The organism is Flavobacterium hydatis (genome assembly GCF_000737695.1).
Lineage (GTDB): Bacteria > Bacteroidota > Bacteroidia > Flavobacteriales > Flavobacteriaceae > Flavobacterium > Flavobacterium hydatis.
Genome location: NZ_JPRM01000022.1, coordinates 1 through 14,608, shown reverse-complemented (window position 1 = coordinate 14,608; position 14,608 = coordinate 1). Strand labels below are relative to the sequence as shown.

Annotated in this window: 15 protein-coding genes; 13 read left to right on the top strand and 2 right to left on the bottom strand. The window is 33.9% G+C overall.

Going from position 1 to position 14,608, the window contains the following annotated elements:
* Nucleotides 1-23 precede the first annotated feature (23 nt).
* The 3 genes from IW20_RS14030 (at nt 24) to IW20_RS14020 (ending at nt 3,573) form a co-directional block, all read left to right on the top strand.
* Nucleotides 24-1,475 carry an SGNH/GDSL hydrolase family protein gene (locus IW20_RS14030; protein ID WP_035623454.1) on the top strand — a complete coding sequence of 484 codons (1,452 nt, stop codon included), beginning with the start codon at nt 24-26 and terminating at the stop codon, nt 1,473-1,475.
* Nucleotides 1,476-1,709: 234 nt separating this feature from the next.
* A complete protein-coding gene (gene atpD / locus IW20_RS14025) occupies nt 1,710-3,221 on the top strand; it encodes a F0F1 ATP synthase subunit beta (RefSeq protein WP_035623452.1) in 1,512 nt (503 codons plus the stop codon).
* 70 nt (nt 3,222-3,291) lie between these two features.
* On the top strand, nt 3,292-3,573 hold the full coding sequence (locus IW20_RS14020; RefSeq protein WP_035623450.1) for a F0F1 ATP synthase subunit epsilon: 282 nt from the start codon (nt 3,292-3,294) through the stop codon (nt 3,571-3,573).
* Between the two features lie 68 nt (nt 3,574-3,641).
* Here the strand turns inward: IW20_RS14020 and IW20_RS14015 are convergent, their stop codons facing one another.
* A complete protein-coding gene (locus IW20_RS14015; RefSeq protein WP_035623448.1) occupies nt 3,642-4,448 on the bottom strand; it encodes a DUF3667 domain-containing protein in 807 nt (268 codons plus the stop codon).
* A gap of 264 nt (nt 4,449-4,712) precedes the next feature.
* Here IW20_RS14015 and IW20_RS14010 point away from each other — a divergent pair, with 264 nt between their 5' ends.
* The 9 genes from IW20_RS14010 to IW20_RS13970 all read left to right on the top strand — a co-directional run bounded on the left by IW20_RS14010 (nt 4,713) and on the right by IW20_RS13970 (nt 12,232).
* Nucleotides 4,713-5,351: an NAD(P)-dependent oxidoreductase gene (locus IW20_RS14010; RefSeq protein WP_035623446.1), complete on the top strand. Its 639-nt coding sequence runs from the start codon at nt 4,713-4,715 to the stop codon at nt 5,349-5,351.
* Between the two features lie 78 nt (nt 5,352-5,429).
* Nucleotides 5,430-6,566 (top strand): aminotransferase class I/II-fold pyridoxal phosphate-dependent enzyme, encoded by a 1,137-nt coding sequence (locus tag IW20_RS14005; protein ID WP_035623444.1) that lies wholly within the window; start codon nt 5,430-5,432, stop codon nt 6,564-6,566.
* A 196-nt stretch (nt 6,567-6,762) separates the two neighbouring features.
* A complete protein-coding gene (locus IW20_RS14000; RefSeq protein WP_035623442.1) occupies nt 6,763-6,954 on the top strand; it encodes a hypothetical protein in 192 nt (63 codons plus the stop codon).
* A 52-nt stretch (nt 6,955-7,006) separates the two neighbouring features.
* Nucleotides 7,007-7,870: a TraB/GumN family protein gene (locus IW20_RS13995; RefSeq protein WP_035623440.1), complete on the top strand. Its 864-nt coding sequence runs from the start codon at nt 7,007-7,009 to the stop codon at nt 7,868-7,870.
* A 7-nt stretch (nt 7,871-7,877) separates the two neighbouring features.
* On the top strand, nt 7,878-8,381 hold the full coding sequence (locus IW20_RS13990) for an RNA polymerase sigma factor (RefSeq protein WP_035623437.1): 504 nt from the start codon (nt 7,878-7,880) through the stop codon (nt 8,379-8,381).
* Nucleotides 8,371-8,985, top strand: a complete 615-nt coding sequence (locus IW20_RS13985; RefSeq protein WP_035623432.1) for a hypothetical protein — start codon at nt 8,371-8,373, stop codon at nt 8,983-8,985. Before IW20_RS13990 ends, IW20_RS13985 begins: the two co-directional genes overlap by 11 nt.
* 74 nt (nt 8,986-9,059) lie before the next feature.
* Nucleotides 9,060-9,692 carry a dethiobiotin synthase gene (bioD, locus tag IW20_RS13980; RefSeq protein WP_035623430.1) on the top strand — a complete coding sequence of 211 codons (633 nt, stop codon included), beginning with the start codon at nt 9,060-9,062 and terminating at the stop codon, nt 9,690-9,692.
* A 27-nt stretch (nt 9,693-9,719) separates the two neighbouring features.
* Nucleotides 9,720-10,991: an adenosylmethionine--8-amino-7-oxononanoate transaminase gene (bioA, locus tag IW20_RS13975; protein WP_035623427.1), complete on the top strand. Its 1,272-nt coding sequence runs from the start codon at nt 9,720-9,722 to the stop codon at nt 10,989-10,991.
* 74 nt (nt 10,992-11,065) lie between these two features.
* Nucleotides 11,066-12,232, top strand: a complete 1,167-nt coding sequence (locus IW20_RS13970) for a beta-ketoacyl synthase N-terminal-like domain-containing protein (RefSeq protein ID WP_035623418.1) — start codon at nt 11,066-11,068, stop codon at nt 12,230-12,232.
* Between the two features lie 39 nt (nt 12,233-12,271).
* Here IW20_RS13970 and IW20_RS13965 read toward each other — a convergent pair whose 3' ends face one another.
* Nucleotides 12,272-12,748 carry a regulatory protein RecX gene (locus IW20_RS13965; RefSeq protein WP_035623417.1) on the bottom strand — a complete coding sequence of 159 codons (477 nt, stop codon included), beginning with the start codon at nt 12,746-12,748 and terminating at the stop codon, nt 12,272-12,274.
* 445 nt (nt 12,749-13,193) lie between these two features.
* Here IW20_RS13965 and IW20_RS25370 point away from each other — a divergent pair.
* Nucleotides 13,194-14,608, top strand: a 1,415-nt coding sequence (locus IW20_RS25370) for a glycine-rich domain-containing protein (protein WP_051885769.1), incomplete at its 3' end; no start/stop codon positions are given.

Here is a 14,608-nt window from a genome sequence, read left to right as displayed (position 1 = left end):
ATTAATGTATAAAATAACAAATCATGATAAAAAATTTTAAATGGCTATTATTGGTTTCATTGGCCTTTGTAGCATGTAATAACGATGATGAAGATACAACACCAGCAGAAGTTCCAGTAACACCAGGTTCGGCAGTTTTTACAAAGTATGTAGCTTTGGGAGATTCATTTGCAGCAGGATATAGTGATGGTGCGCTTTTTATAAAAGGACAGGGAGGCTCTTATGCTAATATATTATCTCAGCAGTTTACTGCTGCTGGAGGTGGAGAGTTTAAAACGCCGTTGACTTCGGATAATGTTGGAGGGTTGTTATTTGGCGGTACTCCAAATCCAAAATTCCCGCCAAGACTTGCAATATTAGGATTTAATCCAGATGGTACCCCAAAGATTGCGCCTGTGCCATTTGCTTCTACAACCGAAGTTATGGCGCACATAACGGGGCCTTTTAATAACCTGGGTGTTCCTGGGGCAAAAAGTTATCACTTAGTGGCGCCAGGATATGGTAATCCGGCAGGGTTATCTTTGGGGACTGCAAATCCGTATTTTGTTCGATTTGCTACTGCGCCAGGAACTACTGTTTTAAAGGATGCTACAGATCAAAGTCCAACGTTCTTTTCTTTGTGGATAGGAGGTAATGATGTTTTGGGTTATGCAACAACTGGTGGAGACGGAACGGATCCTATAACTCCAACAGCGACATTTAATTTTGCTTACGATAAACTGGTTACTGATTTAACTGCAAAAGGAGCAAAAGGGGTTGTAGCTAATCTTCCTTATGTGAGTGCACTCCCGTTTTTTACAACAGTAGGATTTAATCCATTAACTCTTGTTGCGGCACAAGTTACTGCTTTAAATAGTGCTTATGCAAGTTATAATGGTGGTTTAGTGGCTGCGAAAAACGCAGGGTTAATTACTGAGGCTGAAAGAGTACAAAGAACTATTAATTTTGTGGTTGGGAAAAATGGAGCTGTAATGATTGATGAATATCTTACAGATATTACGGGAGTAAATCCTGGACTAATAAAATTAAGACAAACGACTAATAAGGACTATATTGTTTTGAGTTCACAAGGAACGTCTGCTAAAGATCATTTATCAGCAGGGAACGGAACGGCTGTGCCTTTACAAGATAGATGGGTATTGTCGGAAAGTGAAGTGAAAGAGCTAAAAACAGCTACAGATGCTTATAATGTTACGATAGAAGCTACTGCTACCGCTAAAGGATTGGCTTTTGTAGATACAAGAGCTACCATGGCGCAAGTGTCTACGACAGGTATTAATTTCGGAAATTTTAATATGACATCTGCTTATGTAACTGGAGGAGCATTTTCGCTTGACGGAATTCATCCAAGTGCAAGAGGGTATGCATTAATTGCCAATATCTTTGTAGATGCCATTAATACAAAATACGGTTCTACATTGCGACATGTTGATTTGTCTACTTACCCAATTCAATATCCAGCAATATTAAAATAAAGCCAATTTTTTTTAGTAGGAAAGCCACCCATTTCAATGATGCGGTGGTTTTTTTATCTCCTTGCAAAGACGGGCTTTTATGCAATCGATGTACTTATTTTTATAAACTGATAAAAATATAGTATTTTTATAAAAAAAAGTTATTGATTTTATATTTTAAAAATTATCTTTGCGCTCTGAAAAAAGAGGTATTTTCGTTAAACCTAAATAGCTATTTAATAAACACATACAGTAATGTCAAAAGTAATAGGAAAAGTTGCCCAAATCATTGGACCAGTAGTTGATGTTGTTTTCAACGGTAAAGATGTTGAACTTCCAAAAATTTATGATTCATTAGAAATCACTAAAAAAGACGGAACATTGTTAGTTCTTGAAGTACAATCTCACATCGGAGAAAATACAGTTCGTACAATATCAATGGACTCAACAGATGGTTTGAGTCGTGGATTTGAAGTAGTTGGAACAGGAAACCCAATCCAAATGCCAATCGGTCCAGACGTATATGGTCGATTATTTAATGTAATCGGAGATGCAATTGATGGTTTAGGGAACTTGCCAAAAACAGGAGAAAATGGTTTGTCTATTCACAGACCAGCACCAAGATTCGAAGATTTATCAACTTCATCTGAAGTTTTATTCACAGGTATTAAAGTAATCGATTTGATTGAGCCTTATGCAAAAGGAGGTAAAATTGGATTGTTTGGTGGTGCAGGTGTTGGTAAAACAGTATTGATTCAGGAGTTGATCAACAATATCGCAAAAGGTCACGGTGGACTTTCAGTATTCGCAGGAGTAGGAGAAAGAACACGTGAAGGAAATGACTTACTTCGTGAGATGTTAGAGTCAGGTATTATTAAATACGGTGATGATTTCATGCACTCTATGGAAAATGGAGGATGGGATTTATCTAAAGTAGATATGCCAGGAATGAGAGAGTCTAAAGCTACTTTCGTTTTCGGACAAATGAATGAGCCTCCTGGAGCTCGTGCACGTGTAGCACTTTCAGGATTATCTATCGCTGAGTATTTCCGTGATGGAGCAGGAACTGATCAAGGTAAAGACGTATTGTTTTTCGTTGATAACATCTTCCGTTTTACACAAGCAGGTTCAGAGGTATCGGCACTTTTAGGTCGTATGCCATCTGCGGTAGGATACCAACCAACATTAGCAACAGAAATGGGTGCGATGCAGGAACGTATTACATCTACAAACAAAGGATCTATTACATCTGTACAAGCGGTTTACGTACCTGCGGATGATTTAACTGACCCGGCTCCTGCAACAACTTTTGCTCACTTAGATGCAACAACAGTATTATCTCGTAAAATTGCTGAGTTAGGTATTTATCCAGCGGTAGATCCATTAGATTCTACTTCTAGAATCTTGACTCCTCAAATTTTAGGTGATGAGCACTATGACTGTGCACAAAGAGTAAAAGAAATTCTTCAAAAATACAAACAATTACAAGATATCATCGCGATTCTAGGTATGGAAGAGTTATCTGAAGAAGATAAATTATCTGTATCAAGAGCTCGTCGTGTACAACGTTTCTTATCTCAACCTTTCCACGTAGCGGAGCAATTTACAGGTATTCCTGGAGTTTTGGTTGACATTAAAGATACTATCAAAGGATTTAACATGATTATTGATGGTGAGTTAGATCACCTTCCAGAAGCAGCTTTTAACCTTAAAGGTTCTATCCAAGATGCTATCGAAGCTGGAGAAAAAATGTTGGCAGAAGCTTAATCTAGTTTTCAGTATTCAGTCACAGTATTCAGTACTGAGACTATTAACTGAAACTGTAAACTAAAAAAAGATGATTTTAGAAATAGTATCACCAGAAGCAAAATTATTTTCAGGAGAAGTTACTTCAATTACGCTACCAGGAGTAGACGGAAGTTTTCAAATCTTAAATAATCACGCGCCAATTGTTTCTTTATTACAAAAAGGGATTGTAAAAATTGTAGGAACAACTTTTAATTTCTCTAAAGAAGCAATAGATAAGTTCACGAAAGTAAATGATAAGACTTATACATTAGAAATCGAATCAGGAACAATCGAGATGAAAGACAATAAAATAATTGTTTTAGCAGACTAAGACGATTCAGAATAAAGTTAAAAAGCCAGACATAATTTGTCTGGCTTTTTTATTTTAGATCGATATTTTTATACCATTCCCCAAAAACCAGTAGAGATATAGGCATTAACGGTAAATCCCGAAATAATTCCCCAAGAGATAATTCCGAAAACACTTACTGTGAAAGCTTTAGCAAATTGAAGTTTTGTGTTTTTATTTAAAAATTTATAATAGAAAATAGTAAAATAAAGGAGTTGAAAAAGAAGAAAAAGTATTGTTGAGTAATTAGATGAAAGGTGGAATAATAATGATATTGGTAGAATTAATAATGTGTTGATTAAAATACAAAATCCTAACATATACATTCCTGCCACTAGATGTTCTGTATAGTTGTAATTCTCTTTCCTGTAAAAGAGCCAGAAAAAAAATGCAGTAAGAGGTAATGCCATCATTGCCATTAGATTTGAATATTTTCTCATAAAGTGAAATGCTTTTTCTTTTCGTTCATAAAGACGAGTCATTTTTTCTTTTTGAACAGGATTGGTAATAGCATTCAGTTCAAGGTTTTCTTTCTGCATATCGATAGGAGAATGTGTTTCTTTTGGGATATTAGAAATAAAAACAAATATTGCTGCAACCAAGAGAAAAAAATTAAGTGGAGGGAAATATTTTTTTCTTTTACCATTTATATATTCTTTGGCTACAGTTCCGCTCTTTAATACTAAATCTCTAATTAGTTGAAAAATTCCTTTATCGGCATGTGTGAAATAATGAACAGCTTCATGAAAAACCTCATGTGGACTTATACGATGCAAATGGACTTTTTGGCTGCATTGTGGACAATAATTAAAACTAGAGAGATAAGGTGTTTCACAGTTTTTGCAAATGGCTTTCATTTTTCTATATTTTTTAATGCAATATACAAATTACTGTGAATCAGTTGGTAATTTGGAAATAAGAAAATAATTACTTTGTTTGATTAAAAATGTCTGTTCAGCATGGAGATGATTTTTCTTTAATTTTTTTTATCTTTGAGGTATTAACATCTCTTTGTAAAATATCGAATTTATTACAAAAGTACAGTGATACTTTTGTTTCATTCGCTTTATCAGCCTGATAAAAGCGAACATTAGTTATGTCGAATTTTATAAAGAAAACAAATGAAAAATATAATAAAAGTTGCTGTTTTGGGCGGTGGCGGACGAACTGGTAAATATGTTATTGACCAGTTATTAAATAAAGGATTCGGTGTAAAACTACTTCTTAGAAATCCTGAAAATCTCCAAAATATAAATCCATTAGTAGAACTTATTAAGGGCGATGCAATCGATGCTCAGTCTATTCGATTATTACTAGAAGGTTGTCAAGCAGTCATAAGTACAATTGGGCAACGACAAGGAGAACCTCTTGTGGCAAGTGAAGCAACAATAAATATTCTTAATGCAATGAATGAGTTCGGTATTCAACGATATATTTTACTGGCTGGACTTAATATTGATACACCATTTGATAAAAAAGGTGAAAAAACGATTCTGGGTACAGAATGGATGAAAACCAATTTTCCTGTGATTCAGGAAGACCGACAAAAAACATATAATCTCTTAGTTGAAAGTAATGTTAATTGGACTCTTGTTAGAGTTCCGTTTATTGAATTTACAGATGTCAGTGCCGAAGTTGCTGTAAGTCTTGAAGATTGTTTAGGCGATAAAATAAATGCTACTGATGTCGCGAGTTTTATGGTTAGCCAGATTTTTGATGATAAATTCATTAAAAAATCTCCTTTTATAGCAAATCTTTAAAATCTTAATTATAAACAGCGAGTTTGATATGACTCGCTGTTTATTTAATAATGACAATCAATTTCATAACTTTGCTCTATGAAATTACCAGAAAATCTTATTCAAAAATTAGTTTCGAGAAAGGAAAATAATGCGCTTAGGCAGCTGCCAGACACTAGTGCGTCAATTGATTTTACTTCTAACGACTATATAGGATTTTCAAATTCAGCATCAATCTTTAATGAAACACATCAATATTTAATTGATAACAATTGCATTCAAAATGGAGCAACAGGTTCGCGGTTAATTTCTGGAAATCATATTCTCTATAAAACTACAGAAACTTTTATAACGCAATTTCATGAATCAGAATCGGCTTTAATTTTTAATTCAGGTTACGATGCCAATGTTGGTTTTTTTAGTGCTGTACCACAACGTAATGATGTTATTTTATATGATGAATTAAGTCATGCTTCTATTCGGGATGGGATTTTAATGTCGAATGCTAAATCCTATAAATTCAATCATAACGATTTTGAAGACTTAGAGCAGCATATACTAAAACATCAAAACGCAATAATTTATATTGTTACCGAGAGTGTTTTTTCTATGGATGGTGATTGTCCAAATCTAGAAGAATTAGTAGTATTATCCGAAAAATATAATTGTTACCTCGTTATTGATGAAGCTCATGCTTTAGGAGTTTTTGGAGAAAAAGGTGAGGGTTTAGTACAGTTTTTAGGATTGCATAATCGGGTTTTTGCCAGAGTAATGACTTTTGGTAAAGGCTTAGGTTGTCATGGAGCTGTAGTTCTTGGCTCAGAAGAACTAAAAGAATACCTCGTTAACTTTGCAAGAAGTTTTATTTATACTACAGGATTATCTCCACATTCCGTGGGAACTATTTTTATTGCCTATCAGCAATTGGAAATAGAAAAAGAAACCATCGAAAAATTACGTCAAAATATTGTTTACTTCAACCAGCAAAAAAAACTTCTAGGGTTACAACCCTTGTTTGTTCGTAGTAAATCGGCAATTCAATCGGCTATTATTCCTGGTAACGAAAATGCAAAAGCTGTTGCCAAAAAAATGCTGGATAAAGGATTTGATGTAAAAGCAATCTTATCGCCAACAGTCCCGGAAGGACAAGAAAGGTTGCGCTTTTGTATTCATAGTTATAATTCTGAAGAAGATATAAATAAGATTTTAGAGTTACTTAGAAATTATGTCTTTTAGAATTTAATATTTTTAGTCTTATCTATTCCTAAGTTTTAGGAAAAGCCGTTCTGATTAGTAAGCCCTAGGTCTATATTAGGGTGATAATCCTGTTTGCAAAATCCCATTTTTCCTCACTTTTTAAAAAAAGATAATTTTTTTTGTAACGTTTTGATGATTCGATTACTTACGAGTCGTAATCAAAAAAACTATACTTATGAAAACCAATTCAACTTTAGTAAAAAAAGGTATTTGTAACCTGCTAATCTTTTTAGTATCTGTACAAGTAACCTACTCTTTAGTAAGCCATTTTGTTTATGGTAAAACACAACCCGATTATTTAGAGCTTATAATTTGTTTGCTTATAGCAACTTTTGCGTCTTCAAAATTAGAAGGATATAACAAATGATAAACGGAATTTAAATTATCAAATTAATCAATAACTTTAATCAATCAAGAAAATGGAAAATTTAATAAAATCAACAGTAGTAGCAATCGCAATTTTTTTTACAGGAACAATACAAGCACAGGATAAATCTCCAAAATTAGAAAATTCACTTTTATGGGAAGTTTCAGGAAATGGGTTAAGCAAGTCTTCTTATTTATATGGAACAATTCATTCGATATGTTCAGATAACTATTTTCTTTCGGAAAAAACTAAAAAAGCATTTCAAAATTCTGACAAATTGATGCTTGAGATTAATTTTTCGGATCCTGAAGAAATGGAAGATGCACAAAAATTAGCGATGAGTCCAGAGCCTTTAAGTAAGAAGTTAACTCCAGAACAATTATCTGAGTTAGATTTAATTTTACAAAAAAGTACAGGATATAAAATCAAGCAAGTTGATAATTTTAGTTTAGCAACAGTAATGAGTTTAATTTCGATTAAGACTTTTGATTGTGAAAATTTAAAATCGTATGAAAATGATTTTATAGCTTTAGCTCAAAAAGACAACAAAAAGATTGATGGTTTAGAAACTGTAAAAGGACAATTAGCAATGTTAAGTAGTGCTTATTCTGATTCAGAATTGATTGCTATGTTACAGGGATTGAGCAAGGAAAAAACTAAAGAGATGGTGAATGATTATGTTGCGGAAAATATAGTTACTCTTTATAATGACATGATTGATGAAAAAGAAATGAGTAAAAAAGCTAAGAATGCTATGCTTGATGAAAGAAATTTAAGCTGGGCGAAAGAATTGCCTGAGACAATGAAAAAAGAGAGCGTTTTTGTAGCGGTAGGTTCTGCTCATCTGGCTGGAGAATTAGGAGTAATTAATTTATTGAGAAAGGCAGGATATAAAGTAAAACCAGTAATGAACTAATCGTATTTTGAAAGAAAAAGAGCAAGAATTTTTAACCCGGATAGAAAACCATAAGGGAATCTTGTATAAGGTTTCTAAAATGTACATGGACAATCCTGATGATCAGCAAGATTTGTTTCAGGAGATAATTTGTCAGCTTTGGAAATCTTACGATAGTTTTAAGAATGCGAGTCAATTTTCTACATGGATGTATCGTGTAGCAGTAAACACTGCAATTGTTTTCTTAAAAAAAGAAAAAAAGAAAGTTGATAAATATGAAATAGCTTCAGAGAATATTAAAGAAGACGAAAGCGATTCTGATATCAAAGAAAGTCAGATTGAACATTTTTATAAAGCAGTTCAGAAATTAGAAAAAATTGATAAAGCTGTTATTTTTTATCAACTGGAAGGGTTTTCACATAAGGAAATAGGAGAAAATTTAGGTATTTCTGAAGGGAATGCCAGAGTGAAACTAAATAGAGCAAAAGAAAAATTAAAAGATATAATAAAAAATCAAGGATATGGATTTTAACGATATACAAAACGCATGGAATGATAACAAACCTAAAAATATTGTGCTTCCTAGTACTATACAAAAATTAGAAACGGTACACATGCCGTTAGATAAAATTAGAAAAAATTTACGATTGGAGTTTCTTATACAACTTTCGGCTTTGTTGTTTGTTGGTTTTATACCAACTTTTGAGGAGTTTCCGGCAAAAATGCTAGTACCTTATTATTTACTATATGGGATAATGCTTGCTATTAGTATTTATTATTTGGCCAAACTATTTTTATTTTATAAAAGATTAGATGGAGTTAGTTTGAATACAAAAGATAGTTTATATGAAACTTATTATGACATTAAGCTTAATATGCAGCTTTATAAAACATTTACTTTTTCTTTGATTCCTTTTGTAATGTTATACTTTGTAGGTTATGTTGTGTTTAAGATGCCAAATGCAGCTGAGTTTTTTAATGGTGAAATAGAACAGGGTAAATTAATTATTATGGTGAGTATGTTTATGTTTACAATTTTAATCATGGGATTACTAACAGAAATTTGGGTGTATTCATGTTATGGAAAATACGCCAGACAGATTAAAAAGATTTTGGATGAACTTAAAGAAGAATAATAAAAATGCGAAACCCATCATATGATGGGTTTCGCATTTTTATTGATATTTTTGTATTCAATAAAAACTAGAGAATGAAACTATTTATTACAGGAATCTCTACCGATGTAGGTAAAACTATTGTTTCGGCAATAATTGTAGAAGCACTGGAAGCTGATTATTGGAAGCCGATTCAAGCAGGAGATCTAGATAATTCGGATACGGCTAAAGTTCAATCGAGAATTTCAAATAGTAAATCTCAATTTTACAAAAATGCATATGCTCTAAATACGCCAGCGAGTCCGCACTTGGCAGCGGAAATTGATGGCGTCACTATTGATTTAAAAGAAATAGTTGAGCCAAAATGCGATAACCATTTAGTTGTAGAAGGTGCTGGAGGACTTTTTGTTCCATTAAATAATAAAGAATTTGTTCTCGATTTAATTCAGCCAGATTATAAAGTAATTGTGGTTTCCAGACATTACTTAGGAAGTATCAATCATACCTTGCTAACTATTGAGGCACTGAAGAATCGAAAATTAAATATTGCAGGAATTATTTTTAGCGGAAGCGAAAACAAATCTTCTGAAACAATTATTCTTAGTAGTACTGGGATAAAGTGTATTGGTCGAATTGATGAAGAACCTTATTTTGACCAAAACGTTATTAAAGAATATGCCGATTTATTTCGAAACGACTTATTAGCTTTAGAAGAATCTAAACTTTAAAATCAGAAATCTACAATATTATATCAAATGACATTATCTGAAAAAGACAGCCAATATCTTTGGCATCCATATACACAACATAAAACCGCAACTGCTCCTATCGCCATCTCTAGAGGAGAAGGCGCATTACTTTGGGATGAAAATAATAAAGAATATATAGATGCAATCGCCTCTTGGTGGGTTAATCCTTTTGGACATAGTAATCGTTTTATTGCCGATGCTATTTACAAACAATTAACTACTCTTGAGCATGTTTTATTTGGTGGATTTACTCATGAGCCAGCAATTGTTCTCGCAGAAAGACTTATTGAGATTTTACCAAAGAACCAACAGAAAATATTTTTTTCAGACAATGGTTCTACAGCAGTAGAAGTTGCGATAAAAGTAGCTTTGCAATATTTTTTTAATAAAGGAGAACAGCGTACTACGATTATTGCTTTTGAAAATGCTTTTCACGGAGATACATTTGCGGCAATGGCGGCAAGTGGAATTTCATTTTATACACAAGCTTTTCAGGGGATGTTTATAGATGTTGTTCGAATCCCTGTTCCTATAAAAGGACAAGAGCAAGTAAGTTTTGATGCTCTAAAAGAAGTAATAAAAGATAAGAATTGTGCAGGGTTTATTTTTGAGCCTTTGGTGCAAGGAGCAGCAGGAATGGTGATGTATGAGCCAGATGCATTGGCAACTTTAATCCAGATTTGTGCAGCAAATAATGTTCTGACTATTGCCGACGAAGTTATGACTGGGTTTGGTAAAACAGGAAAAACATTTGCAATGGATTATCTGGATGAAAAACCAGATATGATGTGTCTTTCAAAAGCATTGACAGGGGGAACTATCCCGATGGCAATTACTACTTTTACTCAAGAGGTTTTTGATGCTTTTTATGATGATGATATTAATAAAGCATTGTTTCATGGGCATACTTTTACTGCTAATCCTACAGGATGTGCAGCAGCTCTGGCAAGTATTGATTTATTGCAAACAGAGGAAATGCAAGCTAATATTGGGCGTATAAATAAAAGTCATTTACATTTTCAGAATAAAATAAAAAATCATTCAAAAGTTGTTACAACCAGAGTATTAGGTGTTATTTTTGCATTGGAAATAAAATCTGAATCAGAAGAAAGTTATTACGGCTCGATGAGAACTAAACTTTATAATTTCTTTATTGATAAAGGAGTTGTTCTAAGACCTGTTGGAAATATCGTTTACATTTTGCCACCATATATTATAAGCGATGAGCAGCTTGAAAAAGTATATTCGATTATTGAAGAAGCTATAGAAATGGTTTAATTAGATATCTTATATTTTGGGATTTAGTTTGGTAATAAAACCTTGCAGATTTTCGATTAAATAAATCAATTACATTGAATAAAAAAATTGCGATAACAGCCTTTTCTTCTATTTCACCTTTAGGGAATAATCCGAAAGATATTTGGGAGAATTATTTAAGTAACAAGCATTGTTTCGTTCTTCAGGAAATGGATAAACAAGAAACTCCTGTTGCTGTACTTACGTCAGGTTCTAAACAAATTGTAGAAGAAGTACGTAATTCGGATATTAAATATAAATTTCTAGACAATAGTGTTTTATTTGCTTTGGCGGCATCCCGACAGGCTATAAAAAAATCAGGATGGAATTCGGAGGCTGTTTTTGGGATTAATATTGGATCTTCTCGCGGAGCTACGGATTTATTTGAAAAGCATTTTCAGGAATATTTAGAAACCGGAAAGGCACAAACACTAGCTTCCCCAACAACTACATTAGGAAATATTTCTTCTTGGATAGCACATGATTTGCAAAGTTCAGGCCCAGAAATTTCACATTCGATTACTTGTTCGACAGCTTTGCACGCTTTACTAAATGGGGTGGCTTGGTTAAGAGCTGGGATGGTCGATAAATTTTTGGTTGGAGGAAGTGAAGCTCCATTAACTGATTTTACGATTGCACAAATGCGAGCGTTAAAAATTTATTCTCGCGCAGATTTAAATATTGATAAATGGCCAAACCTAGCTTTCGATTTAAATAAAACTCAAAATACTATGGTTTTGGGAGAAGGGGCAGCAGTATGTTGTCTTGAAGCTGGAGAAAAAGAAAATGCTATTGCTTATGTTATAGGTGTGGGATATGCTACAGAAGTTTTGGAACATAATATATCTATCTCTGCAGAAGCTACTTGTTTTCAGAAATCAATGAAAATGGCTCTTGGAGAATTTAATTCAGAAGATGTAGATGTAATTGTTATGCATGCTCCTGGAACTATAAAAGGAGATTTAACAGAATATAAAGCAATTCGAAAAATATTCGAGGGTAAACTTCCTTTACTTACTACCAATAAATGGAAGATTGGACACACTTTCGGAGCTTCTGGAATATTGAGTGTAGAAATGGCAATCTTAATGATGCAACACAATATGTTTGTAGGAGTTCCTTTTGCAGAAGCGCAACAACAAACAAAACCCATTAAAAAAGTACTAGTAAATGCAGTAGGTTTTGGAGGAAATGCAGTGAGTATTTTATTAGAAAAAGCTTAATGAATTTATATGAAATTGTTATTTAAACAGAATTGATTATTATTTAGCATTGGTTTCAAGTTCCTTCACTTTTTCATAAACCATGTTGCTCTCAAAACCTCGTCGCAGTATATAATCACAAAATTTTTTGCGTTTTTTAAGCTGATTAGTTTCATGCAAATTATCCCAACATTTTTGAGCTAACTTTTCGAATGTATCTTGATATTCATCACTACTTATTCCTGCAAGAGCAAGATTAATATTGGTTGATGTAATATGACGGGCTTTAAGTTCGTTTACAATTCTTATTTTCCCCCATTGCTTTATGCGATGCTTTCCTTGTGCAAAACTACAAGCAAAACGAGTTTCATTAAGGAAGTTGTCCGTAATGAGTTGTACCACAATAGAATCTATTTCGTCAGAGGTCATTTTTAAGCTATATAGTTTAGATACCACCTCGTCATGACAACGTTCCTGATAAGCGCAAAAATGTTCTAGTTTTTGTAATGCTTCTTTGGGAGTACAATCCGATTTCATATAGTTTTAGTATTGAATAAAAAACAAATGTAAAGCTTTAATTTTTTTTCAAAAACTTGTTTTGCTTTGAAAGCTTGTTTTTTGAATAATCATACTTGAAAACATTTATGAAAATTATCTTGTTAAGATAGGTGCTTTTATAGTGGATTGTGATAATTGGATGGTATTGCTGCATATTTTGTTAAATATCCGATAAAAGTGCAGCTTTTAACGTTGAAGTGCATGATAATATGAATAATATATGAACTTCTTTTTAGATTTTTTAGTTAAATTTAATACAGTGCTGCGTAAGTTGCTTTATTTTAGTTGTTTACGCTGCGCAATTCTTTTTTGAGAAAAGGACATGATATTGATTAAATCTTCAATTAGTATCGACATCTTTTCAATACCACTCATAAATATTACAAAGAGTTAACCGATTTTTTTATCATTAAAACCTACTGTTATGAGACTAAAATTATCTTTGTTACTTGTTTTTATTATTACTTATTCGTGGTCTCAGACTACAAACACATTTACAACTTCTGGTGGTGGTACTTTTGTAGTACCCGCTGGTGTTACTTTATTAACTGCAGAATGTTGGGGAGCTGGAGGTGCAGGGGGAGGTAATGATCTTAGTAATTCTGCAGCCGGAGGAGGAGGAGGAGGTTATAGTAAGACTACTAATTTAAGTGTCACTCCTGGAAGTTCAATTAACTATACTGTTGGTACAGGGGGTGTAGGGTCTAAAGCAAATGGGACTAATGGATCATCATCTAGCTTTTTAACAGTAATTGCTAATGGAGGAGCAGGAGGAACAAGTGGAAATGGAGGAGGAGCAGCAGGTGTTGGAGGAGCAGGAGGAGTAGGTACAAATTTTTCTGGAGGTAAAGGAGCAGGTGGAAGTTTGGTCCTTGGATTATTATTATCAGGAGGAGGAGGAAGTAGTGCTGGTACGGCCTCAAATGGTAATGATGGATCTGGAGCTGTAGCAGGAGCTGCAGTGACTGGTGGTGGTGCAGGAGGTAATGGAGCAACACTAGCAGGAAATGGTGTAGCAGGATTTCCGCCAGGTGGAGGAGGTGGAGGAGGTTTAGTTTTATTAGGTCTTGGTAATAATTTAGGAGGAAATGGTGGAACTGGACAGATAAAGGTTACTTATACTTGTCCTACTTATAATATTACTAGTGCTAGCGCAACAAATGTGTGTATATCTGTGGGTACAACATCTACAGTAACAGTAACGGGAAGTGCTGCGTCATTACCTGTTGGTGATTATGTCGTTACTTATAATAGGAGTAATCCAAGTGTTGGAGGTACAGGATTAACAGCAAATATGATAGTTACTACGGCAGGAACAGGATTCTTTACAGCGGCGGGACTAACTACAGCAGGACCTAGTACTATAACAGTTACAGCGCTTACATCAGGTTCTTGCTCGGCAGGAGTTAGCATTGGGGCTACATTAAGCGTCAGCGCTTTGCCAACGATAACATTAGCAGCTACTGCAGCAAGTGTTTGTTCTAGTGTAAATGGACAAAATACGACATTAAGTTATAGTGCAACAACAAGTACTCCTACAACGTATAGCATCACTTGGAATGCTTCGCCTGCAAATACTTTTGCAGCAGTTAGTAATGCTGCATTGCCAGCGAGTCCAATTACTATTGCTGTTCCTGCAGGTACAGCTGCAGGTACTTATACAGGAACATTAACAGTAACTAATGCTGCAGGTTGTGTTAGTAGTTCAGGCTCTACTTTTACAGTAACGGTAAATGCAACACCAACTATAACATTAGCCGCCACTGCGGCAAGTGTCTGTCCTAGTGCCAGTGCACAAAATACTACATTAAGTTATAGTGCCACAACAGGTACTCCCAC

What these genes read in the sequence shown, in the direction of transcription:
- IW20_RS14020 (WP_035623450.1), top strand. Translation starts at nt 3,292, where the DNA reads ATGATTTTAGAAATAGTATCACCAGAAGCAAAATTATTTTCAGGAGAA.
- IW20_RS13995 (WP_035623440.1), top strand. Translation starts at nt 7,007, where the DNA reads ATGGAAAATTTAATAAAATCAACAGTAGTAGCAATCGCAATTTTTTTT.
- IW20_RS14030 (WP_035623454.1), top strand. Translation starts at nt 24, where the DNA reads ATGATAAAAAATTTTAAATGGCTATTATTGGTTTCATTGGCCTTTGTA.
- IW20_RS14005 (WP_035623444.1), top strand. Translation starts at nt 5,430, where the DNA reads ATGAAATTACCAGAAAATCTTATTCAAAAATTAGTTTCGAGAAAGGAA.
- IW20_RS14010 (WP_035623446.1), top strand. Translation starts at nt 4,713, where the DNA reads ATGAAAAATATAATAAAAGTTGCTGTTTTGGGCGGTGGCGGACGAACT.
- IW20_RS13985 (WP_035623432.1), top strand. Translation starts at nt 8,371, where the DNA reads ATGGATTTTAACGATATACAAAACGCATGGAATGATAACAAACCTAAA.
- bioD (WP_035623430.1), top strand. Translation starts at nt 9,060, where the DNA reads ATGAAACTATTTATTACAGGAATCTCTACCGATGTAGGTAAAACTATT.
- IW20_RS14000 (WP_035623442.1), top strand. Translation starts at nt 6,763, where the DNA reads ATGAAAACCAATTCAACTTTAGTAAAAAAAGGTATTTGTAACCTGCTA.
- bioA (WP_035623427.1), top strand. Translation starts at nt 9,720, where the DNA reads ATGACATTATCTGAAAAAGACAGCCAATATCTTTGGCATCCATATACA.
- IW20_RS13965 (WP_035623417.1), bottom strand. Translation starts at nt 12,748, where the DNA reads ATGAAATCGGATTGTACTCCCAAAGAAGCATTACAAAAACTAGAACAT.
- IW20_RS14015 (WP_035623448.1), bottom strand. Translation starts at nt 4,448, where the DNA reads ATGAAAGCCATTTGCAAAAACTGTGAAACACCTTATCTCTCTAGTTTT.
- atpD (WP_035623452.1), top strand. Translation starts at nt 1,710, where the DNA reads ATGTCAAAAGTAATAGGAAAAGTTGCCCAAATCATTGGACCAGTAGTT.